We start from the raw sequence: 21125 nt of genomic DNA, 5'->3' as shown, positions 1-21125 counted from the left end.
GACCGGTGCGGCGCTCAGTCCGTCACCTTGAAGCGCGAGACGCCATTGCGCAATTCATTGGAGACCACGTTCAGTTCGTCGATGGCCTGGCTCGATTGCTGCAGCGACTCCACGGTCTGCTGGGCCGCTTCGGAGAGCTGCACCAGCGCCTGGTTGATCTGCTCGGCGCTGCTGGCCTGGGCCTGCATGCCTTCGTTGACGATCTGGAAACGCGGTGCCAGTGCCTGCACCTGGGCAATGATCTGCGACAGCTGGCTGCCGGCGGTCTGCACATCCTGCATGCCGCGCCGCACCTGGTCGGAGAACTTGTCCATGCCCATCACGCCGGCTGCCACGGCCGACTGAATTTCCTTGACCATGACTTCGATGTCGTAGGTCGCCACGGCAGTCTGGTCGGCCAGGCGGCGGATTTCGGTGGCCACCACCGAGAAGCCGCGGCCATGTTCGCCGGCCTTCTCGGCCTCGATGGCGGCGTTCAGCGACAGCAGGTTGGTCTGGTCGGCCACCTTGGTGATGGTGGTCACGACCTGGTTGATGTTGCCCGCCTTCTCGTTGAGGATGGCCAGCTTGGCGCTGACCGAACCGGCCGCATCCATCACGTTCTGCATGGTGTCGCCCATGCGGGTCAGGCCCGCCTGGCCGCTACCGGCCAGCGCGGAGGTCTGTTCCGAGACGACCGAGACTTCATTCATGGTGCGCACCAGGTCACGTGAGGTTGCGTGAATCTCGCGCGAGGTGGCGCCGATCTCGGTGGTGGTGGCGGCCGTTTCGGCGGCGGTGGCCTGTTGCTGGCGGGCCGTGGCGGCGATCTCGGTGACCGACGTCGCCACGCGTGCCGAGGACTTCTGCGCCTGCGAAACCAGCGCGGTCAGCTCATCGGTCATGCGGTCGAAGCCGTTGCCCAGCACGCCAAACTCATCCTTGCGGTCCAGCGCCACGCGGCGCGAGAAATCGCCCGAGCGCATGATGTCGAGCAGGCCCATGAGCTTCTGCAGCGGCTCGTTGATGGCGCGCATCAGGAAGAAGCCGCACACCAGCGCCACCAGCAGCGCTGCCATCAGCGCGCTCATCAGGGTGAACTGGGCCGAGTTGACGGCATCGCCGATGCGCTGGGCGGCGTCGTCGGCGATGCCCTTGTTGGTCTCGACCATGCGCTGCGTCAGTTGATAGCCGGTACGCCATTGCGGACGAATCTGCTCGTTGACGATCTTGTCGATCGGGGCGCGCTGGCTGAAGTCCATCTTCAGCACCTCGCTGACGACGGCACGGTACTTCTGCCGCGTCTCCTTGAATTGCTCGAAGAGCTTGCGGTCAGCATCGCTGAAGATGGTCTTGTCGTAATCTTCCTGCAAGCGGTCGAGGCGTTCGGCGTTGCGGCGCAGCAGTGCCAGGTCAGCCTGGCGCTCGGCATCATTGGCATCGATCTGAATGATCTGCTGGGTCATCAGCAGGTTTTCGTACCACGCAGCGTTGATCTGGGTGCTGTAGTAGAGACCGGGGGTGGAGTCGTTGCGCAGCGCCGTCGCCCCCTTCTCGATGTGGCCAAGGTTGACCGCCGAAATCCCGGCCATCAGTGCCATCAGCAGCAGGATGAGCCCGAAGCTCCCGAGGATGCGTTGCTTGATCGTCCAGTTCTTCATGCGCAGTTTTCCCCCTTTGGAATGAGCACCCCGCCCTGGCGCGCCTTCGTGAGGTGCGCATGAACGAAAGTTCGCCTGTGGCTAACCCGGGCCATCTAGTGCGATCGGTTGCGGATTAGTGCGGCCTAGTAATACTTCGAGATTATCATTGAAATCTTTCAATATCACTATTATCCCTTGCGCAATGATTCTTTGCCCGAAGGAAATAAAAACGGCACCCGAAGGTGCCGTTTGAGTGCGTCAGCCGATCGGCGGGATCACACCGGCATGGGCTTGTTGTCCTGCAGGTCGAGGAAGCCCTTGATGAGGCGGTAGGCTTTCCAGATCCAGGCCAGCGAGAACACCAGAATCGCCACCGGGATTCCGATCACCGTCGCCCACAGCACGCCGCCGGCGAACAGCCAGAACAGGTACCACCAGAAGGAACGGATCTGCCAGCGATGGTGGGTGTAAAGGAAGGTATCGCGCACGTCGCCGCGCTTGAGGTAATTGACGATCAGGGGCAGCCACGACAGCATGCCCAGCGAAAACACCAGGCAGGCGGCATGCGCCAGGTAGAGCCACCAGACCAGGTCACGGCCGGTCTGGGTCTGTGGGTCGAATACCAGTTCCTGGTTCATCGCGTCTCCTGAAATGAGGGGGAAGCCGGCCCCGACGTCAGGCCAGCAGGTTCAAGATGCCGTCCAAGCCCACAAAATTCAAGCCCACGCTGGCCTGGGCACGCACCACCGGCTTGGCGCGGAAGGCCACCGACAGGCCCGAGATGCCCATCATGCGCAGGTCATTGGCGCCATCGCCCATGACGATGGCCTGGCTTGGTTCGGCACCGATCTCGCGGCAGATGCGTTCCACTGTCGCCCGTTTCTCGTCGGCATTGACGATGCCGCCGACCACCTTGCCGGTGAGCTTGCCGTCGGCCACTTCCAGCGTGTTGGCGTGGGTGTAGTCCAGGTTCAGGCGTGCCTTCATGCGGTCGGTGAAGAAGGTGAATCCGCCTGAGACCAGCAGCGTCTTGAGGCCGGCGGCCTGCACTGCCTTGAGCATGTTTTCCGCGCCCAACGACAATTGCAGGCGCTCATCATAGACACGCTGCAACGCGCCTGCGTCCAGCCCCTTGAGCAATGCCACACGGCGGGTCAGGCTTTCGTTGAACTCGATCTCGCCGCGCATGGCCGCTTCGGTGATCTCGGCCACCTGCGGTTTCAAGCCCTGCATGTCGGCGATCTCGTCGATGCATTCGATGGTGATGAGGGTGGAATCCATGTCCATGGCCACCAGGCGGAAATCGGACAGCTTGCGGCCCTCTTCGATGAAGGCATAGTCCAGGCGCGCCTGCAGGCAAGCCGCATCGATGCTGGCCTTGAGCGCATCGCTCTGGCTCACGCCCGCCACACGCCAGGCATCGGCATCCGGTACGCGGTCATCTGCAATGCGCTCGGCGCGGCCACCGGCCAGGGCAGCGATGGACTCGATGGCGGAAGACGGCACGGCGTGTTGCTTGGGGGCTTGCAGGATCAGGTTCATGTTGTTCTGTTGATTCATGGGTGCGATGGGATTCGTTGTGGCGCGGCCAGAAAAGCACTCAACCGGTGAGTGCTTTCATGGTCGCCTTGACCTGCTGCACGCGGGCATTCAGGTCCGGCATGTTGGCCGTGATGCGCAGCTTGTCGGGGCCATTCAGTTTGACCTGGCGATTCTTCTGCACCAGCTCGATGATGCGCATGGCGTCGATCGGCGGGTTGGGAACGAACTGCAGCAGCGCCGCTTCGGAATGGGCATCGATCTTGATGATGCCCAGCGGCTTGGCGGCAATGCGCAGGCGGTGCGTTTCGATCAGGGCCTTGGCGGCATCGGGCAGCTTGCCGAAGCGATCGATCAGTTCTTCCTGCAATGCGTCGATGGCGTCGGCCTTCTCGCAGTTGGCGAAGCGCTTGTAGAGCGACAGGCGCTCATGCACATCGCCGCAAAAGTCGTTGGGCAGCAATGCGGGCGCATGCAGGTTGATCTCGGTGGTGGTCGACAGCGGTGCGGCAAGGTCGGGTTCGCGTCCATCCTTCAGGGCGCGCACGGCTTCGTTCAACATGTCCGAATACATCTGGAAACCGATCTCATGGATCTCGCCCGACTGATGGTCGCCCAGCACCTCGCCGGCACCACGAATTTCCAAATCGTGCATGGCGAGATAGAAGCCGCTGCCCAGTTCCTCCATCTGCTGGATCGCCTCCAACCGGCGCTGCGCCTGCTTGGACAAGCCCTGCACATCCTGCAGCAGCAGGTAGGCATAAGCCTGGTGGTGCGAACGGCCGACGCGGCCGCGCAATTGGTGCAGCTGCGCCAGGCCGAACTTGTCGGCGCGATGCATGATGATGGTGTTGGCAGTCGGCACGTCAATGCCGGTCTCGATGATGGTGGTACAGAGCAGGATGTTGAAGCGCTGCGCCACGAAGTCGCGCATCACCTTCTCCAGGTCGCGTTCGTGCATCTGACCGTGCGCCACGCCGATGCGCGCTTCCGGCAAAAGCTGCTCCAGCGCGGCCTTGCGGTTGGCGATGGTTTCCACTTCGTTGTGCAGGAAGTAGACCTGGCCGCCGCGTTTCAATTCGCGCAGGCAGGCTTCGCGGATAGTCGATTCTTGTTCGGCGCGCACGAAGGTCTTGATGGCCAGGCGCTTCTGCGGCGCGGTGGCGATCACCGAGAAATCGCGCAGGCCTTCCAGCGCCATGCCCAGCGTACGCGGGATCGGCGTGGCGGTCAGCGTGAGCACATCGACCTCGGCGCGCAGCGATTTCAGGGCTTCCTTCTGGCGTACACCAAACCGGTGTTCTTCATCGATGATGACCAGGCCCAGGCGCGAGAACTTCACTTCATCGGACAGCAGCTTGTGAGTACCGATGACGATATCGATGGTGCCATCGCCCAGGCCCTTGATGGCTTGCGTGACTTCCTTGCCGGTGCGGAAGCGCGACAGTTCGGCAATCTTGACCGGCCAGTTGGCGAAGCGGTCGGCGAAGGTGGCGGCATGCTGTTCGGCCAGCAGCGTGGTCGGCGCGAGAATGGCGACCTGCTTGCCGCCCATCACCGCCACGAAGGCGGCGCGCAGGGCCACTTCGGTCTTGCCGAAGCCGACGTCGCCGCAGATGAGGCGGTCCATGGGCTTGCCGCCGGTCATGTCCTTGATGACGGCATTGATGGCGGCGGCCTGGTCGGCGGTTTCCTCAAAACCGAAACTGTCGGCGAAGGCTTCATAGTCATGCGCCGAATACTGGAAGGCATGGCCCTGGCGCAGCGCGCGGCGGGCGTACAGGTTCAGCAGTTCGGCGGCCGTATCGCGCACCTGCTGGGCGGCCTTGCGCTTGGCCTTTTCCCACTGGCCGGAGCCCAGTGCGTGCAGCGGTGCATCTTCCGGCGATGCACCGGAGTAGCGCGAAATCACGTGCAGTTGCGACACCGGAACGTAGAGCTTGGTCTCCTTGGCGTATTCCAGATGCAGGAACTCGGTCTCGCCCTCCCCCAGGTCCATGCTGACCAGGCCCATGTAGCGGCCGATGCCGTGGCTGCTGTGGACCACCGGGTCGCCGATCTTCAACTCCGACAGGTCGCGCACCATGTATTCCACATCGGTGGCGGCCTGCTGTTTGCGGCTACCGACGCGGCGGCCGCTGCCGGCGTACAGCTCGGTCTCGGTGATGAGCGCCAGGCCGCCGGCAGTGACGAAGCCGGCATGCAATGGGGCCACGCCCAGCATCAGCGGCTCATTGCCGGAGAGGAAATCATTCCAGTCATCGCACAGCGCCGGATGCAGGTCGTATTCGGCAAAGTACTGCTGCAGGGTTTCACGCCGGCCATTGCTTTCGGCACAGATCAGCACACGCTCGGCCCCCTTGAGCAGGAAGCTGCGCAGGTTGACCAGCGGGTCTTCCGCACGGCGGTTCACGGCGATATTGGGCAGCGGCGCCGAGATGGCCGAAGGCGCATCATCGGTCTTGAGCACCCAGCGGGCGTGGGGTTTCAGCAGGGTGAAGAAATCTTCGTCGTCCAGGTAGAGGGCGCGCGGCTCCAGCACCGGGCGCTCGCGGTCGGCGTGAAGGAAAGTCCAACGCGAGCGGGTATCGCTCCAAAAGCGCTTGATGGCTTGTTCGATGTCGCCGACGGTGGCGAACATGGCATTGGCTGGCAGGTACTGGAACAGCGTGGCCGTCTCTTCGAAGAACAGCGGCAGGTAGTATTCGATGCCCGCCGAGGCGATGCCGTTGCCGATGTCCTTGTAGATGGCCGAGCGCGACGGATCGCCCTCGAACACCTCGCGCCAGCGATTGCGGAAGGCCAAGCGCGAGGCCTCGTCCATGGGGAATTCGCGGCCCGGCAGCAGGCGGACTTCGGGCACCGGATAGAGCGAGCGCTGGGTATCGGCGTCGAAGGTGCGGATGGTCTCGATGGTGTCGCCGAACAGGTCCAGGCGATAGGGCAGCACCGAGCCCATGGGGAAGATGTCGATCAGCCCGCCGCGCACTGAATATTCGCCCGGCGACATGACCTGGCCCACGTGGGTGTAACCGGCCAGGGTGAGCTGGGACTTGAGCTTGCCCTCATCGAGCTTTTCGCCCTGCTTGAAGAAGAAGGTATAGGCCGCCAGGAACTGCGGCGGCGCCATGCGCAGCAAGGCTGTGGTGGCCGGCACGATCAGCAGGTCGCACTGGCCGGACTGCACTTCATAGAGCGTGGCCAGGCGTTCGGAGACCAGGTCCTGGTGCGGCGAGAAGGCGTCATAGGGCAGCGTTTCCCAGTCCGGCAGCAGGTGGCAACGCAGGCGCTCGCCTTCCTTGGGCTGGAACCAGGGGATTTCAGCCAGCAGGCGCTGGGCATCGGTGGCCCCGGCCACCACCACGGCCAGCATGCGGCCTTCGGCCTTGAGGGCCAGCGCGGCTTGGGCCAGCAGATAGGCATCGGCAGAACCGTGCACGGCGGGAGGCTGGAAACGCACACCTGCTTTGGGCAGGCTTTTTTTCGGGTCAAAAGACATCAGGATCGGGAGGATCGGCTTGGTTTGGACTTGATTCGAGCAAGGCAACGGCGCAGGCCCGGCCGCGGTGGCCATGCTGGCAGCGCCGCAAAATGCCGGTCGCTTGCAAGGGATTGGCATTAGAATTCAGCCTCTCATTATAAACGAAGGCCCCATCGCAAGCCGCCGCCAGGCGGGCGTCGGGCCAGGTGCATGGCATGAACCCTTCGCAGTCCGCTTCTTCCCCGCCCCGCCACTTTGCGCTCATTCCCGCCGCAGGCGTGGGCGCGCGTATGGGCGTCCAGATCCCCAAGCAATATATGCCGCTGGCAGGCAAACCCATGCTGCTGCATGCGCTGCAGACCTTCGCGGACCACCCACGGATCGCCCATACCTTCGTGGTGGTCAGTGCCGAGGATGGCTGGATTGACTCCGTGATGACGCCAGATTTGTTGCAACGCGTGAGCATCCTGCGGGTAGGCGGGCCGACGCGCCAGGACAGCGTCTTCAATGGCCTCAACGCCATCCGTGACCGGGTGGCCGATGCCGACCGGGTACTGGTTCATGATGCCGCCCGCCCCGGTTTGGACGCGCCGCTGCTGGATCGCCTGCTGGATGCCCTGGCATACGACGAAATCGGTGGCTTGCTGGCGGTGCCGGTCGTCGACACCTTGAAGCGCGGCGATGGCGGCGCCCCTGCCCGCTCGCAGGAGACCGTGCCGCGCGCCGGTCTGTGGGCGGCACAGACCCCGCAGATGTTTCCCTATGCCCTGCTGCAGCGCGCCTTGCACCAGGCGCAAGAACAAGGCCGCCTGGGCGAGATCACCGACGACGCCAGCGCCATCGAGATGCTGGGCTTGCGTCCGCGCCTGGTGGAGGGCAGCCCCCGCAATCTGAAGGTCACGCTGGCGCAGGACGCCGCGCTGGCTGAATTCTTCCTGAAAGGTCCGCACGCATGAACGCTTCTTCCCCCTTCCCTTTCCGCATCGGCCAGGGCTATGACTGCCACGCGCTGGTGGAAGGCCGCCCGCTGATCCTGGGCGGCGTCACCATCCCGCACAAAAAGGGCCTGCTGGGCCATTCGGATGCCGACGCCCTGCTGCACGCCATCACCGACGCGCTCTTCGGTGCAGCCGCGCTGGGTGACATCGGCCGCCATTTCCCCGATACCGATCCGCAATTCAAGGGAGCCGACTCGCGCGTGCTGCTGCGCGAAGCCGCCAAGCGCCTGGCCGCCGCCGGCTACGCCGTGGGCAACGTGGATGCCACCATCATCGCCCAGGCGCCCAAGATGGCACCGCACATCCCGTCCATGGTGGCCAACGTCGCCGCCGACCTCGAGATTTCTGAAGGGCAAGTGAATATCAAGGCCAAAACCAATGAAAAAATGGGCTTTTTGGGGCGTGAAGAAGGGATTGCGACCGAAGCGGTTGTGCTGATCCACCGGCAAAACGGCTGAAAAGCGGCGTCAGAAAGTTCCCGACAGGCGCACGTAGGACATTCACTGACACGCTAAAACCCGCACCAGACAAGGGATTGAAGCCGGTTCTGCGCACCATTTCCCGGCACTGAAAGAAATCTAAAGCACCAGAATCAGCCATTAAAACTTTTAATGGAAGTTTCGTACCGAAAATGGCTTGCATTCTCGATTTAATGAGTATAATCGTCGCGTCGTTAGGATTCGAGCTGGTAGTGCGGTTCTTCGCTGTCATTCCTCCCGAGTAACGATAAAGAGCCGGGCGCAAGCCCCAATCAATTAAATTTAGGAGTCCGTAATGGCAACTGGTACCGTCAAGTGGTTCAACGATGCAAAGGGTTTTGGTTTCATCACTCCCGATGAAGGTGGCGAAGATCTGTTCGCTCACTTCTCGGCTATTCAGTCGAATGGCTTCAAGTCCCTGAAGGAAAACCAACGCGTTTCCTTCGAAGTGACCACCGGCCCGAAGGGCAAGCAAGCTTCGAACATCGTTCCGGCTGCTTAAGCTTTCAAGCTGAAAAAAAATCCCCGACTCGTCGGGGATTTTTTTCGTCCTTCGCTTTGATGAAGTGAAGCGATGCGCATCAAAAAAATCCCCGCCCTCTTGCGAGTGGCGGGGATTTTCATTTGCGCTGAAGCGGATCTGAATCAGATTTCTTCGTACAGCGGCAGCGTCAGGAACTCGGCGAAGGTCTCGGAAGTGGACATTTCTTCAAAGATCTTGGCGGCGCGGTCATAGGTCGGGCCATCGCCTGCCACTTGCTTCACCTTGGCCAGCTCTTCCGGAATCATCGCGCGCACCATGTCGGCGGTGACCTTGCGGCCGTCTTCCAGGTTGCCCTTGGCGCTGCGGATCCACTGCCACACCTGGGCACGGCTGATTTCGGCGGTGGCGGCATCTTCCATCAGGTTGTGGATGGGCACGCAACCGTTGCCGGCCAGCCAGGCACCCAGGTAGTGGATACCGACGTTGATGTTGTAGCGCAGGCCGGCTTCGGTGATCGGGGTTTCGGGCTGGAAGTTCAGCAGGTCGGCCGCCTTGACCTCGACGTCCGGACGCTGCTTTTCGAACTGGTTGGGCTTATCGCCCAGCACGGCCACGAATTCCTTCATGGAAGCTTCGACCAGGCCCGGGTGAGCCACCCAGCCGCCGTCGTAACCGTCGGTGGCGTCGCGGCGCTTGTCGTTGATGATGCCTTGCATGGCGATGGCGTTCTTTTCCGGATCGTTCTTGATCGGGATCAGCGCGCTCATGCCGCCGATGGCCGGGGCACCGCGCTTGTGGCAGGTCTTCAGCAGCAGCAGGGCGTAGGCGCGCATGAAGGGCGAAGTCATGGTGACCTTGGCGCGATCGGCCAGGCAGAAGTCCTTGTCGTTCTTGAACTTCTTGATGCAGGAGAAGATGTAGTCCCAACGGCCGGCATTCAAGCCCGCGCTGTGCTCGCGCAGCTCGTACAGGATTTCTTCCATCTCGAAGGCGGCAGTGATGGTCTCGATCAGCACGGTGGCCTTGATGGTGCCTTGCGGCAGGCCGATTTCATTCTGGGCCATCACAAAGATGTCGTTCCACAGACGCGCTTCCAGGTGCGATTCCATCTTGGGCAGGTAGAAGTACGGACCGGCGCCGCGTGCCAGCTGCTCCTTGGCGTTGTGGAACAGGAACAGGGCGAAGTCGAAGATGCCGCCGGAGATGCGCTTGCCGTCCAGGGTGACGTGCTTTTCATCCAGGTGCCAGCCGCGCGGACGCACCACCAGGGTGGCGATCTTGTCGTTGAGCTTGTAGCTCTTGCCGTTCGATTCCAGCGAGATGGTGCGGCGGATCGCATCGTACAGGTTGATCTGGCCGCTGATCTGGTTGTCCCACACCGGGGAGTTGGAATCCTCGAAGTCGGTCATGTAGCTGTCCGCGCCCGAGTTGAAGGCGTTGATGACCATCTTGCGCTCGACCGGGCCGGTGATTTCCACACGGCGGCACTTCAGGGCTTCGGGGATGGGAGCGATCTTCCAGTCGCCGCTGCGGATGGATTCGGTTTCCTTCAGGAAGTCGGGGCGCTCGCCGGCGTCCAGGCGCTTGACGCGCTCGGCACGGGCGGCCAGCAGTTCCTGGCGGCGGCCTTCGAAGGCGCGCGAGAGCTTGGCGACCAGCGACAGGGCTTCAAAGGTCAGGACGTTCTCGTAACCCGGCTTGATCTCGCCGGAGATTTCCATGCCGGTGGGCAGCTTCAGTTGCGTCATGCTGGACTCCTCAAAAAGAAAAATGGACTGGGTGATCTTGTTTTCATGATTGTGCCTGAGACCGTGCAGCTTTTTGCATCGCATCAGACACTTTATGTACGCAGTATATTTAAACCAAATCGATATGAGTGAAAGCTTTTATCAATTTATCTTTGCGTTTTAGTCACAAGTGAGCCGATAATGGCTGCAACCCGCCGCACCAGTTCCGGCGCGGCTTTGCCGCCTGTTTTCAGGCGTTTGGAGAGTGCAGGCATGGACCAGTTCAAGCAGATTTCGACCTTTGCAGAGGTAGCCGCCCGGGGCAGCCTGTCGGCGGCCGCCCGCGCCGAGGGCATCGCCCCGGCCATGATAGGCCGGCGGCTGGATGCGCTGGAGGAGCGCCTGGGCGTGAAACTGCTGCAGCGGACCACGCGCAAGATCGTGCTGACCAACGAAGGCGCGGCCTTCCTGGAAGACTGCCAGCGTATCCTGGCCGACCTGGAAGATGCCGAATCGGCGGTGTCCGAACGCAGCGCGCGCGCCAGCGGGCAACTGCTGATCTCGGCCCCGGCCGGATTCGGTCGCCAGCACGTGGCACCGCTGGTCCCCTCCTTCCTGGCCGAGCACCGCGATGTCACCCTCACGCTGAACCTGAACGACCGCATCGCCGACGTCATCGGGGAAGGCATCGACGTCGCCATCCGCATCGCCACCCTGACCGACTCCAACCTGGTGAGCGTGAAGCTGGCCGAGAACCATCGGGTGATCGTCGCTGCGCCCTCCTACCTGCGCCGTCACGGCACGCCGGCCAGTCCTGATGAGCTGGTGCGCCACAACTGCCTGGCCATGAGCAGCGAAGGCAGCCAGCGCGGCTGGACGCTCAAGCAATCGGGCAAGGTCAGCGTCTACAAGGTCGGCGGCAACATGGTCTGCAATGATGGCGAGGTGCTGCACAACTGGGCGCTGGCCGGGCGTGGCCTGGCCTGGCGCTCGATGTGGGAGGTGGGTGCGGCGATCGAGGCCGGCGAACTGGTGACCGTGCTGGACAAATTCGCTGCCCCGGCCCCTTCCATCTATGCGGTCTTCGCGCAGCGTCGGCACCTGCCGCTGCGCATTCGCGCCTTCGTGGATTTTCTGCGGCACGCCTATGCGCAGCCGGACTACTGGAAGCAGCGCCTCTGATCCCTGACGGCTCACTTGTGTCCCGCGCTGCCGCCCCAGCTACTGCCTGAGGAGACTGAGTAGTCCTCTTCCTCTGCCTGAATCATTTGATGGACGAGGGCCACGCACGTGACGATGACCGCATAGATCGCGTAGCCTCGCAGCACGGATTGGGCCTGCCCTTTTTCTCCCATCGCCTTGAGCAAGCGCGCAGGCAGATACACCGCGGCCAAGGTCAGGAGGAACACCCAGGTCTGGCGCATGCTCCAGATGAAGTCGCTGGCCCAGTAAAATCCCAGGGTCATCACCAGGTAGCACACCACCGACGTATGCGCCGATCCCATCGGACTCAGTTCGATGTCCTCGCTCGACGGATGTGTGGCCACACCGTGCGAGGGAACGGAATCCTGTTGTGCGGCGCGCTCAGGCAGACTGATCAGCGCCTCCAGCGCCATCCGCTTTCCCAGATAAAGCACGGGCGTATCGCCGAGCGAATAGTCCAGCATCAGGACGCCATCGCCCGCCTCAAGATCGACCATGCGCGCGCGCTGCCGAGCAGACCGGGTCATGGCCCATTCGCCCTCGCCACCGCTGCAAGCTACATCGCGCACCGCACTGACCACCCAGCTTCGGTCGAATAACTTCACGCGCATGCGTGGCTTGAGTTGATCGAATCGCGGCAAGGCTTGCTCAAGATCGACCCGGGAGACGATGGCGTAGCGTCCCCCGGATTCCAGCAAGCGCCATTCCAGCGAGTCGCCCTGCATCTTCAGCCACCACTGGTTCCAGACACGCGCGCCAGCTCGCCACTGGCGTTGTCCCACGATGCTGAAGGCGCGCCCTTCGAAGCAGCCCGTTCGGCCGATCGGCAGCGGACCGGCGCCCTTTGCCAGGGCCGGCACCCTGGAGGCGCCACGGGTCTTCTGATTGCGCCTGTCGACCACGGCGCGGCAGTACACGCACACCGCCATGGTCGAGGCCAGGCTGTGGAATTCGACGAACTTCTCGCAGGACGGGCAAGTGACAGTCCACATGATTCACGCTTGGCAGAATGAAAAGCGCGCATCTTAAGACAAAGAAAATGGCCTGACCAACGAAATTCCGGCCTTGTCGATCATCGCCGGAACCGCGCCCAGCCTGGTTTGCAGGGTGACTACTGCAACCCTGATCAATACCCGTGATATGTCAGGCGCACGTCGCCATCGGCAGCAGGCGTACCTGACGCTCGATCAGCTGGCGATGCAGCTGTTCAGGTTGAAGCCCCGCCACGATGATCTCCAGCGCCTGTTCCACCTGCAATGCGCCGCACAGGAAAATGTCGAGCGCAGCAAAGCGCGCTTCCGGCCAGGTATGAATGGAAAGGTGGGATTCGGCCAGCAACAGCACGCCGGTGACGCCCTGCTGCGGCCCGAAGTGATGAAAATGGCCCTGCAGCACGGTCGCCCCGGCATGAGCCGCCGCCTGCCGCAAGAGGGATTCGATCGCCACGGGATCGCACAGACGCGCAGCGTCGATGCCATCCAGATCGGCCAGCAGATGCTGGCCACGGGCGGGGAAGGCGTTGGCGCTCACTTGTGCCCGCCTCCGCCGCCCCAGGATCCGCCCGAACTGGAAGACGACCAGCTGCTGCCGGAGGACGAGCGCGAACTGGAGAAGCTGGTCGAGCCCCAGTTGTACAGCGTCGAGATCGCGATGATGAACAAGGCGTAGAGCACGAAGAGGATCTTCATCAGAAATCATTCCCGTCGACCTTGTAGGCCGGGGCGTAGATCAGGGTCAAGGTAATGAGGCCACTCCAGAAATGATCGTAGCCAAGGATAGGAATGCAATTCAGGATCACGAAGAGGACCGCCATCACGTGCGCCAGGGTCATGAAGGACATGCCCGGTGCAGCGCGCGCAGTCTCGGACGCGACTTCCTTGCCCAGCCAGGCCTTGAGCTGGTCGGGCGAGACCGGCTTGGCTTCGGACCAGGTGGCTTCCTCTGCCGTCACTTCCAGCGTCATGCTCTTGCTCCCTTTGCCGTACTGGAGCACGCGCGTGACGTCGTCCACGGATACCTTCCAGTTGAAGGCACCGACCGCATAAGTGACCCGTGCCTCGAATTCGTATTGCAAGGGCAGGCGCAAGCGGCCCTGCGTGACACCATCCGCACCCGACATGTCCGGCCAGGTCTGGAGCACCGACGCGGTACTCCAGCCCTCGTCGGCTTCGACCAGCCAGAGAAAGCCGCGCCGCTCGTTGTGCAGCAGGTATTCGGTCCACTGCTCGTCATCATCGGTACGCCGCATGGCACCGATGACTTCGAACCTGGCACCGGCAATGGTGGCCTGCGTACCCAGTTCCAGCGTCAGCGCGGCCGCCGCGATCTTCTCTTGTGCGGCCACCACCTCGGCCTTGACGCCGGTCAGTGCGATCTGGCTGTGACAGGACTGGCACACCAGGTGTTCGGTCTGGCGCGGCAGGAAGCGAATGGCGGTGCCGCATGAGGGGCAGGTCATCGACCCCAGCTTGCCCTGATAGCGATAGCTCCCGGCGCGCACGGTATCGTCGTCGCGCAGGAATTCACATTTGAGCGATTCCAGCGTGACGCTCTTGCCCTGGTACAGCACCGGCACTTCTTCATCGGAGAAATCCAGCGTGACGAAGCGATCCGCCACATGCAGGTCCGCTACGCGCGCCTGCCATCCGTCACGCAGCCCCAGCGGCAGTTCGCCCTGGCCGCCGGTACAACGGGCGGTCCGCACATCGCCCACCACATGGGGGATGCCGCCGATCTCCACGCGGGTCAGCGGCTTGAGTTCGTCGAAACGCGGCCAGGTTTGCGTGGCGGCGGTGCGCCGGGTCACGGTATAGAGCCCTGAGGCATCCGAGAGCCACCATTCCTGCTGGCCATCGCCGACCTGCAGGGCCCATTCGTTCCACAAGCCGCCGTCATATTGCAGCTGGATGCGTCCGACCACGGTGAACGCCTGGCCCTCGATGAATCCGCTGGTGCCGATCTGGATGGGCGAATAATCGTCGAGCACCTCGGAGACCTGCCCCAGCGTGTGGGCAGCCGAGCCGTCCTTGTAGACGGTGGTGCGGCAATAGCTGCACACCGCCATGACCGAGGCCAGCGACTTGAATTCAGTGGGTGCCCCGCAATTGGGGCAGCTTGCTGTCTGCATGAGTCAACCAGAGAAGCGCCGGCAGGCGCAGGCCCGCCTGCCGGCGGGAAGCATGTGGGGAAAATGCAGGCGCACCTTCAGCCGATCAGTTTCTTCAGGACCTCGGCTTTGGCGGCATCGTAATCGGCGGCGCTGATCAGGCCTTGATCCAGCAACTGCTTCAACTGGCCCAGCCGCTCCGCGGGTGTCGGGCCGGCGGCGGCCGCAGGAGCGGCGGCGGCGTGGCCCTGAGCACCCGCTGCGCCAGTCCCCAGGGCATCGGCCATGACCTGCCCCATCGAGACGCCCGTGGCCAATCCAGCCCCCAGTCCTGCCAGGCCACCTTCGTTGCCGGCCGCAATCGGAATTGCCTCGGCCGCCTGGACGCGCGCATAACCGGCGGCCTTGGCGGCATCCAGCCCGCCCTTCATGCCGGCCGCGATGCGCTGGTCCAGCGCCACTTGCAGGTCATCCGGCAGATTGAAGCTGGCGATGTTGAACTGGTCCAGCGTCAGGCCGTATTGCGCAAAACTCAGGGCCATGGCATCGCGCACGGTGTTGGCCATGAGGGTCTGGTTGGCCGCCAGATCAAGGAAGGCGCTCTGCGCATTGCCCAGGGAATTGGCCAGCGTGGAGAGCAGGATGCCCTGCAGCTGATCTTCAAAGTCCTCCCGGGTGTACACCTCGCGGGTGCCACTGATGCGCGAGAAGAACACGCGCGGATCCGACAGTGCATACGAGTACATGCCAAAGGCACGCACGCGGATCATGTCGAAATCCTTGTCGCGGATCGTGATCGGCTGCGGCGTGCCCCACTTGCGACCGGTCTGCAGGCGGGTACTGAAGAAATAGACATCCGACTTGAAGGGAGACTCGAACAGCTTGTCCCAATTCTTCAGGTTGGTCAGCACCGGCAGGGTGCGGGTGGTGAGCGTGTAATTGCCGGGGGTGAAGATATCGGCCACCTGGCCTTCGTTGACGAAGACAGCGAGCTGCGATTCGCGCACCGTCAGGGTGGCACCATTCTGGATTTCAAAATCCTGCATCGGATAGCGCCAGGCCAGCACGCCTTCCTGGTCCTCATTCCATTGCAGGACATCGATGAATTGCTTCTTGATGAATGATCCGAGATTCATGCGGTACTCCGGGGGGATGAAGGATGAACAACGAAGAGGTCAGGAAATGCAGGCCGCATTGATGGCCCCGATGCACAGTGAGATCGTGCCCATCAGGCCACCGAAGGCGACATTGTCGGTTTCGATATGTTCGCGTGAAATGCGCAGTCCGCGCGTGGTCACCAGATAAGCCAGCAGTTGCACCACCAGCGCACCGGCTGCCCAGGCAAAGAATTGCTGGTAATCGTTGGTATGCAGGATGGAGGAGGCGATGGTGAGCGAGAAGCCGCCCATGGCGCCTCCCAGCGACATCGCCGCAGCACGGTTGCCTTGTCGGATCAACAAGACTTCATCATAAGGAGTGACCCAGGTATATACCTTGAAAAAGACCGCCAATAGAATAGCGGCCAGCAAGAGATGAAGCGCGTAGTTGAGGATGGCAGGCAAAACGATTCTCGCGTGGTGGCATCAAGACCTGCATATTAAGCCATAAAAAAATTCATGATCAACAGAATACTGGTGTTGTCGATTTTCGTGGTCGCCTCGTGCGGCCTCGCCTACGAACTGATTGCAGGCGCACTGTCGAGCTACCTGCTGGGGGACTCGGTGCTGCAGTTCTCCACCATCATCGGCTGCTATCTGTTTGCCATGGGGGTGGGCGCGCATGTCTCCAAATACGTCAAGGATGAAGACGTGCTGGCGCGCTTCGTGGACATCGAGATCATGGTGGGACTGATCGGCGGCCTCTCGGCGGCGCTGCTGTTTCTCTCCTTCTCGTGGTCGGCAGCGCCTTTTCGCATCCTGCTCTACAGCGTGGTGTTCCTGATCGGCGCACTGGTGGGCATGGAAGTGCCGCTGGTCATGCGCGCCCTCAATGCCCGCCAGACCGCCTTCCGCGAGCTGGTGAGCACGGTGCTGACCTTCGACTATCTGGGTGCACTGGCCGTCTCGTTGCTGTTTCCGCTGGTACTGGCGCCGCATCTGGGCCTCACGCGCACCGGCTTCCTGTTCGGGATGAGCAACGTGGCCGTGGGCTTGTGGACCATCTACGTCTTCCGCGCCGAACTGCAGCAGGCACAGCGGCAGTTGCTGCGGGCCTGCCTGGTGCTGTTCCTGCTGGGGACCGGCTTTGCCGCCTCGGACCGGCTGGTGCAATGGGGCGAGCACGGCATGTACGGCGATGAAGTCATCTATTCCACCAGCACCCCCTACCAGCGCCTGGTGATCACCCGCTGGAAGGATGATCTGCGGCTCTACATCAATGGCAATCTGCAGTTTTCTTCACGTGACGAATACCGCTATCACGAAGCCCTGGTGCATCCGGCCCTGGCCACCCTGCCCTGGGCGCGGTCGGTGCTGGTGCTGGGCGGCGGCGACGGACTGGCCCTCCGGGAGATCCTGCGCCATCCCGGTATCCGTGAGGTGACGCTGGTGGATCTCGATCCGGCGATGACGCAAGCCTTCCGCCAACGTCCGGAACTGGTGGCGCTGAACAAGGGCGCGTTGTCCGATCCGCGCGTGAAGGTCATCAATGCCGATGCGGCCGTGTGGTTGCAGAACAGTACGCAGACCTTCGACCTGGCCATCGTCGACTTCCCCGATCCTTCCAGCTTTGCGCTGGGCAAACTGTTCTCGGTGCCGTTCTACGGCGTGCTCAAGAAGCACATCTCGGCCAATGGCCTGATCGTGGTGCAGGCGACTTCGCCCTATTTCGCCCCGCATGCCTACTGGTCCATCGACGCCACGCTGCGCGAGGCGCAATGGAAGACCTATCCCTATCACCTCTACGTACCATCCTTCGGTGAATGGGGCTTCATCCTGGCCTCGCCGCAGCGAGATTACGTTCCACCCACCACCTATGCGCAGCCGATGCGCTATCTCAACGGGGCCACCACGGCCGAGATGTTCCGCTTCCCGCCCGACATGCCGCGTGTGGAGGTCGAGCCCAACCGGCTCAACAACCAGTCGCTGGTACGCTACTTCGAGCAGGACTGGCATCAGGTGGTGCGCTGATGCAGCGGCGCAGCTTCGTCCTGGGCGCAGCCGTTGCGGCGGGCGCGGCCACGCTGGGCGCGGGCGGCGTCCTGCAGAAATGGCGGGAAGTCGATCCCGGCATCCGCGCACCGGGCCGCGCGGAAGGCCACTTCCTGCGCGATCTGGCCAAGCATCCCGGCCGCCTGCCGGTCCCTTCGGAGATCATCGAGACCGACATCGCCATCCTCGGCTCGGGAGTGGCCGGCCTGACCGCAGCCTGGAAGCTGGAACGCTCGGGCCATCAGGATTTTCTCGTGATCGACGGCCCGGAAGCCGACGGTAATGCCGCCGGAGCACGCTACGGCCAGGCCGGTGAATACGCCTGCCCGACCGGGGCCCACTATCTGCCGCTGCCCTCGCAGGAATGCCTGCACGTGCGCGAAATTCTCGCCGACCTGGGCGTGATCCTGCGCGACGCCCAGGCCGAGCGCCCCTATTACGACGAACGCTATCTGCTGCACGCACCGGATGAACGGCTGCTGGTCGAGGGGCACTGGTACGAAGGCCTGCTGCCGCCCTTGCAGCCGGGCGAACAGGAAGAGCTGGATCGTTTCAATCGCAGCATGGACAGCCTGCGCGCCAGCCGAGATGCCCGGGGCCGGCGCGCGTTCATGCTGCCGTCCGCGCAGGCCTCGGACGACCCGCGCTGGCTGGCGCTGGACCGCATCACCATGCGGCAATGGCTGGAGCAGGAAGGCTATCGCTCCCCTGCCCTGCACTGGCTGGCCAACTACGGTTGCCGTGACGACTACGGCGCACGCTACGACCAAGTCTCGGCCTGGGCCGGCCTGCATTATTTCTGCAGCCGCAGCGGCCAGGCGGCCAATGCCGCCGACGGCGCCTGGCTGACCTGGCCGGGGGGCTTGCAGCCGCTGGCCGAGGGACTGGCGCGCCGCATCGGCCCGCGCCGCCGCCCCGGCACGGTGCTGCAGCTGCAAGAAACTTCGCGTGGAATCGAAGCGCTTTGCATGGTCCTGCGCGATGGCCAGGCCACCAGCTTCCTGCTGCGCGCGCGCAAGGCCGTCTGCGCCATGCCGCTGTTCGTCGCGGCGCGCATCACACCGGCCATGGCCACGCTGGGCTTCGATCCCGCGCAGCACCTGCCGGCCCGCGCGCCGTGGCTGGTGGCCAACTTCCTGCTCAAGCGCTTCCCCAAGGAAAAACCCGAGGCACCGCTGTCCTGGGATAACGTGGTCCAGCGTGAACCGGGCCTGGGCTATGTCGTTTCGACCCATCAGGATATCCGCGTCCATCCGCCGCAACAGACGGTATTCACCTCCTATGTGGCGCTGACGCATCTGGCCCCGGATCAGGCCCGGCGCTGGATGGACCAGGCCACGCCGGCCCAGTTGCTGGCACTGGCCATGGAAGACTTGCAGCAGGCGTATGGCTGGCAATTCGGTGCTGCGGTGGAGCGCGTGGATATCACGCTGCGGGCACATGCGATGGCGATCCCCACGCCCGGTTCCCGCAGCAATGCGGGACTGAAAAAATTGCAGCAGGCAGACGGCAAGATCCTCTTCGCGCATGCCGACCTGTCCGGTTTTTCGCTGTTTGAAGAAGCCAGCTGGTGGGGCTATCAGGCCGCGCTCAAAGCGCTGAAGACCTGACGCTGCAGCCGTCGCTGGAATGACAAACGGCCCGCGAGGGGCCGTTTGTCATGGGTCCGCAGCCACTCAGTGCGGCAGCGTCGGCCCGGCCGGCGTGACGTCGATCTCGCGGCGCACCAGCGTCTCGCCCTCATTGATCCGGAACACGCTGACCATCTGCGCCAGCCGTCCCGCCTGGTTCTGCATCGAGGCCGCTGCGGCCGCAGCCTGCTCGACCAGCGCTGCATTCTGCTGGGTCACCTGGTCCATCTGCGTGATGGCCAGGTTGATCTGCTCGATGCCACTGGTCTGCTCGGCGCTGGCGGCGCTGATCTCGGCCACGATGTCGGTCACGTGGCGCACGCTGCTGACCACTTCCTGCATGGTGACGCCGGCCTGCTCGACCAGGCGGCTGCCGTCGCCGACCTTCTCCACCGAATCGTTGATCAGTTCCTTGATCTCCTTGGCCGCCGAGGCCGAACGCTGGGCCAGCGAGCGCACTTCGGACGCCACCACCGCAAAGCCGCGTCCCTGTTCCCCGGCGCGCGCCGCTTCCACGGCAGCGTTGAGTGCCAGGATATTGGTCTGGAAGGCGATGCCGTCGATCACGCTGATGATGTCCACGATCTTGCGCGAGGAGGCATTGATGGCCCCCATGGTATCGACCACCTGGCTGACCACGCCGCCGCCCTGTTCGGCCACGCTGGAGGCCGATTGCGCCAGCTGGCTGGCCTGGCGCGCATTGTCGGCGTTCTGGCGCACGGTGGAGATCAGTTCTTCCATGGCAGAGGCAGTTTCTTCCAGTGAACTGGCCTGCTGTTCGGTGCGCCCGGACAGGTCGAGGTTGCCGGCCGCGATCTCGGCCGAGGCCGTGCTGATGGTATCGGTGCCGGTGCGCACATTGGCGACGATGCCGCGCAGGCTGTCATTCATGTCCTTGAGCGATTGCAGCAGCTGGCCGGTCTCGTCGCGCGAGGTCACCTGCACCTGGGTCGCCAGGTCGCCCTCGGCCACCTTGCGCGACACCACCACCGCCGTCTGCAGCGGCTTGGTGATACCCAGCGTCAGGGTGCGCGCCAGCACGATGCCCAGCAACAGGATCAGGCCCTCCAGCACCACAATCAGGATCCGGCTCTGGGCCGCAATGTTGTCGATTTCCTTGGCGGTATCGTCGATATCCTTGCGCTGGATGTCGACCATCTCGCGCATCAGTTTCTGGTAGGTCGCGGCGGCGGGCACGAAGACGGTGTCCAGCAGGCGCATGGCCTCTTCCACGTTGCCTGCCGCCTTCAGTTTGACGATCTGGTCACGCGACGACAGGTACACCTTGCGCTGCTCGCCGATCTTCTGGAACAGCGCCTTTTCTTCGGGGGTGACCAGCAAGCCCTCGACCTGCTTCTGGTACTCCGAGGAACTCTTGGTGGAGGCCGCCGCTTCCTCCGCGAAATACGCTGCCAGGGACGGATCACTGCTCTTGGCGATGGCCAGGGTGCGGCGAATGCCGGCGGTCAGGTTGGTATACCAGTCGCCCATGAGGCGTTCAGTCTTGAGCGGATCGTTCATCATCTCGCGCGTGGCCGTCGACACCTGCTCCAGTCGCCACAGGCTGATACCCGCCACGATGGCGGAAAACGCGAGGATCACGGCAAAGCCCAAGGTCAGGCGCTTGCCGATATTCATGTTGCCAAGGATATTCATGTCTTTTCCGTCCCTAGCGAAGCCTCCGGGCGAGGACTTCGCAATGTCAT

18 protein-coding genes are annotated in these 21125 nt (G+C 63.1%); 6 read left to right on the top strand and 12 right to left on the bottom strand.

The features are described 5' to 3' along the window. Nucleotides 1–14: 14 nt before the first annotated feature. The 4 genes from ACWHXP_RS04770 to mfd all read right to left on the bottom strand — a co-directional run bounded on the left by ACWHXP_RS04770 (nt 15) and on the right by mfd (nt 6660). Nucleotides 15–1640 carry a methyl-accepting chemotaxis protein gene (locus ACWHXP_RS04770; protein WP_121041977.1) on the bottom strand — a complete coding sequence of 542 codons (1626 nt, stop codon included), beginning with the start codon at nt 1638–1640 and terminating at the stop codon, nt 15–17. Between the two features lie 257 nt (nt 1641–1897). Then, entirely contained in the window at nt 1898–2260 is a 363-nt protein-coding gene (locus tag ACWHXP_RS04765) for a DUF4870 family protein (protein WP_034337781.1), read from the bottom strand. A gap of 37 nt (nt 2261–2297) precedes the next feature. After that, nucleotides 2298–3182 (bottom strand): phosphoserine phosphatase SerB, encoded by an 885-nt coding sequence (serB, locus tag ACWHXP_RS04760; protein ID WP_489634373.1) that lies wholly within the window; start codon nt 3180–3182, stop codon nt 2298–2300. 40 nt (nt 3183–3222) lie between these two features. Then, nucleotides 3223–6660, bottom strand: coding sequence for a transcription-repair coupling factor (gene mfd / locus ACWHXP_RS04755; protein WP_489634374.1), 3438 nt, complete (start codon nt 6658–6660; stop codon nt 3223–3225). A gap of 197 nt (nt 6661–6857) precedes the next feature. On the opposite strand from mfd, the gene ispD reads away from it, so the two are divergent. The 3 genes from ispD (at nt 6858) to ACWHXP_RS04740 (ending at nt 8621) form a co-directional block, all read left to right on the top strand. Beyond that, nucleotides 6858–7598, top strand: coding sequence for a 2-C-methyl-D-erythritol 4-phosphate cytidylyltransferase (gene ispD / locus ACWHXP_RS04750; protein WP_489634375.1), 741 nt, complete (start codon nt 6858–6860; stop codon nt 7596–7598). Then, the gene (gene ispF, locus ACWHXP_RS04745) at nt 7595–8098 is read left to right on the top strand and encodes a 2-C-methyl-D-erythritol 2,4-cyclodiphosphate synthase (protein WP_489634376.1); all 504 of its coding nucleotides are present in this window, start codon (nt 7595–7597) and stop codon (nt 8096–8098) included. The genes ispD and ispF overlap by 4 nt, the downstream gene beginning before the upstream one ends. Nucleotides 8099–8414: 316 nt before the next feature. Beyond that, nucleotides 8415–8621 (top strand): cold-shock protein, encoded by a 207-nt coding sequence (locus ACWHXP_RS04740; RefSeq protein ID WP_006464465.1) that lies wholly within the window; start codon nt 8415–8417, stop codon nt 8619–8621. Between the two features lie 143 nt (nt 8622–8764). Here ACWHXP_RS04740 and aceB read toward each other — a convergent pair whose 3' ends face one another. Continuing rightward, nucleotides 8765–10351: a malate synthase A gene (gene aceB, locus ACWHXP_RS04735; RefSeq protein ID WP_134222805.1), complete on the bottom strand. Its 1587-nt coding sequence runs from the start codon at nt 10349–10351 to the stop codon at nt 8765–8767. 252 nt (nt 10352–10603) lie between these two features. Between aceB and ACWHXP_RS04730 the strand changes: the two genes are divergently transcribed. Continuing rightward, nucleotides 10604–11512, top strand: coding sequence for a LysR family transcriptional regulator (locus ACWHXP_RS04730; protein ID WP_121041985.1), 909 nt, complete (start codon nt 10604–10606; stop codon nt 11510–11512). Nucleotides 11513–11523: 11 nt separating this feature from the next. Here the strand turns inward: ACWHXP_RS04730 and ACWHXP_RS04725 are convergent, their stop codons facing one another. The 6 genes from ACWHXP_RS04725 to ACWHXP_RS04700 form a co-directional block, all read right to left on the bottom strand. Beyond that, nucleotides 11524–12525 carry a hypothetical protein gene (locus ACWHXP_RS04725; RefSeq protein ID WP_489623193.1) on the bottom strand — a complete coding sequence of 334 codons (1002 nt, stop codon included), beginning with the start codon at nt 12523–12525 and terminating at the stop codon, nt 11524–11526. Nucleotides 12526–12676: 151 nt separating this feature from the next. Next, nucleotides 12677–13063 (bottom strand): adenosylmethionine decarboxylase, encoded by a 387-nt coding sequence (gene speD, locus ACWHXP_RS04720; RefSeq protein ID WP_121041987.1) that lies wholly within the window; start codon nt 13061–13063, stop codon nt 12677–12679. Beyond that, nucleotides 13060–13221, bottom strand: coding sequence for a hypothetical protein (locus ACWHXP_RS04715; protein WP_157845714.1), 162 nt, complete (start codon nt 13219–13221; stop codon nt 13060–13062). The genes speD and ACWHXP_RS04715 overlap by 4 nt, the downstream gene beginning before the upstream one ends. Next, complete coding sequence (locus ACWHXP_RS04710; RefSeq protein ID WP_489634377.1) at nt 13221–14660, bottom strand: DUF4178 domain-containing protein; 1440 nt, start codon at nt 14658–14660, stop codon at nt 13221–13223. The genes ACWHXP_RS04715 and ACWHXP_RS04710 overlap by 1 nt, the downstream gene beginning before the upstream one ends. Nucleotides 14661–14737: 77 nt before the next feature. Then, nucleotides 14738–15775 carry an SPFH domain-containing protein gene (locus ACWHXP_RS04705; RefSeq protein WP_034335119.1) on the bottom strand — a complete coding sequence of 346 codons (1038 nt, stop codon included), beginning with the start codon at nt 15773–15775 and terminating at the stop codon, nt 14738–14740. Between the two features lie 39 nt (nt 15776–15814). Next, nucleotides 15815–16201, bottom strand: a complete 387-nt coding sequence (locus tag ACWHXP_RS04700) for a DUF350 domain-containing protein (RefSeq protein WP_039785084.1) — start codon at nt 16199–16201, stop codon at nt 15815–15817. A 54-nt stretch (nt 16202–16255) separates the two neighbouring features. Here ACWHXP_RS04700 and ACWHXP_RS04695 point away from each other — a divergent pair, with 54 nt between their 5' ends. Together ACWHXP_RS04695 and ACWHXP_RS04690 are read left to right on the top strand one after the other, a co-directional pair. Further along, on the top strand, nt 16256–17767 hold the full coding sequence (locus tag ACWHXP_RS04695; protein WP_286869464.1) for a polyamine aminopropyltransferase: 1512 nt from the start codon (nt 16256–16258) through the stop codon (nt 17765–17767). Beyond that, nucleotides 17767–19398: an FAD-dependent oxidoreductase gene (locus ACWHXP_RS04690; protein ID WP_489634378.1), complete on the top strand. Its 1632-nt coding sequence runs from the start codon at nt 17767–17769 to the stop codon at nt 19396–19398. The genes ACWHXP_RS04695 and ACWHXP_RS04690 overlap by 1 nt, the downstream gene beginning before the upstream one ends. A gap of 66 nt (nt 19399–19464) precedes the next feature. Here ACWHXP_RS04690 and ACWHXP_RS04685 read toward each other — a convergent pair whose 3' ends face one another. Beyond that, complete coding sequence (locus ACWHXP_RS04685; protein WP_489623196.1) at nt 19465–21075, bottom strand: methyl-accepting chemotaxis protein; 1611 nt, start codon at nt 21073–21075, stop codon at nt 19465–19467. Nucleotides 21076–21125 lie beyond the last annotated feature (50 nt).

Source organism: Herbaspirillum sp. Her2 (assembly GCF_057961375.1).
This window is presented reverse-complemented; position numbering and strand designations above follow the sequence as displayed.

Excerpts from the sequence above, each read along its gene's own strand:
- ACWHXP_RS04770 (WP_121041977.1), bottom strand. The coding sequence starts at position 1,640 with ATGAAGAACTGGACGATCAAGCAACGCATCCTCGGGAGCTTCGGGCTC.
- ACWHXP_RS04765 (WP_034337781.1), bottom strand. The coding sequence starts at position 2,260 with ATGAACCAGGAACTGGTATTCGACCCACAGACCCAGACCGGCCGTGAC.
- serB (WP_489634373.1), bottom strand. The coding sequence starts at position 3,182 with ATGAATCAACAGAACAACATGAACCTGATCCTGCAAGCCCCCAAGCAA.
- mfd (WP_489634374.1), bottom strand. The coding sequence starts at position 6,660 with ATGTCTTTTGACCCGAAAAAAAGCCTGCCCAAAGCAGGTGTGCGTTTC.
- ispD (WP_489634375.1), top strand. The coding sequence starts at position 6,858 with ATGAACCCTTCGCAGTCCGCTTCTTCCCCGCCCCGCCACTTTGCGCTC.
- ispF (WP_489634376.1), top strand. The coding sequence starts at position 7,595 with ATGAACGCTTCTTCCCCCTTCCCTTTCCGCATCGGCCAGGGCTATGAC.
- ACWHXP_RS04740 (WP_006464465.1), top strand. The coding sequence starts at position 8,415 with ATGGCAACTGGTACCGTCAAGTGGTTCAACGATGCAAAGGGTTTTGGT.
- aceB (WP_134222805.1), bottom strand. The coding sequence starts at position 10,351 with ATGACGCAACTGAAGCTGCCCACCGGCATGGAAATCTCCGGCGAGATC.
- ACWHXP_RS04730 (WP_121041985.1), top strand. The coding sequence starts at position 10,604 with ATGGACCAGTTCAAGCAGATTTCGACCTTTGCAGAGGTAGCCGCCCGG.
- ACWHXP_RS04725 (WP_489623193.1), bottom strand. The coding sequence starts at position 12,525 with ATGTGGACTGTCACTTGCCCGTCCTGCGAGAAGTTCGTCGAATTCCAC.
- ACWHXP_RS04715 (WP_157845714.1), bottom strand. The coding sequence starts at position 13,221 with ATGAAGATCCTCTTCGTGCTCTACGCCTTGTTCATCATCGCGATCTCG.
- ACWHXP_RS04710 (WP_489634377.1), bottom strand. The coding sequence starts at position 14,660 with ATGCAGACAGCAAGCTGCCCCAATTGCGGGGCACCCACTGAATTCAAG.
- ACWHXP_RS04705 (WP_034335119.1), bottom strand. The coding sequence starts at position 15,775 with ATGAATCTCGGATCATTCATCAAGAAGCAATTCATCGATGTCCTGCAA.
- ACWHXP_RS04695 (WP_286869464.1), top strand. The coding sequence starts at position 16,256 with ATGATCAACAGAATACTGGTGTTGTCGATTTTCGTGGTCGCCTCGTGC.
- ACWHXP_RS04690 (WP_489634378.1), top strand. The coding sequence starts at position 17,767 with ATGCAGCGGCGCAGCTTCGTCCTGGGCGCAGCCGTTGCGGCGGGCGCG.
- ACWHXP_RS04685 (WP_489623196.1), bottom strand. The coding sequence starts at position 21,075 with ATGAATATCCTTGGCAACATGAATATCGGCAAGCGCCTGACCTTGGGC.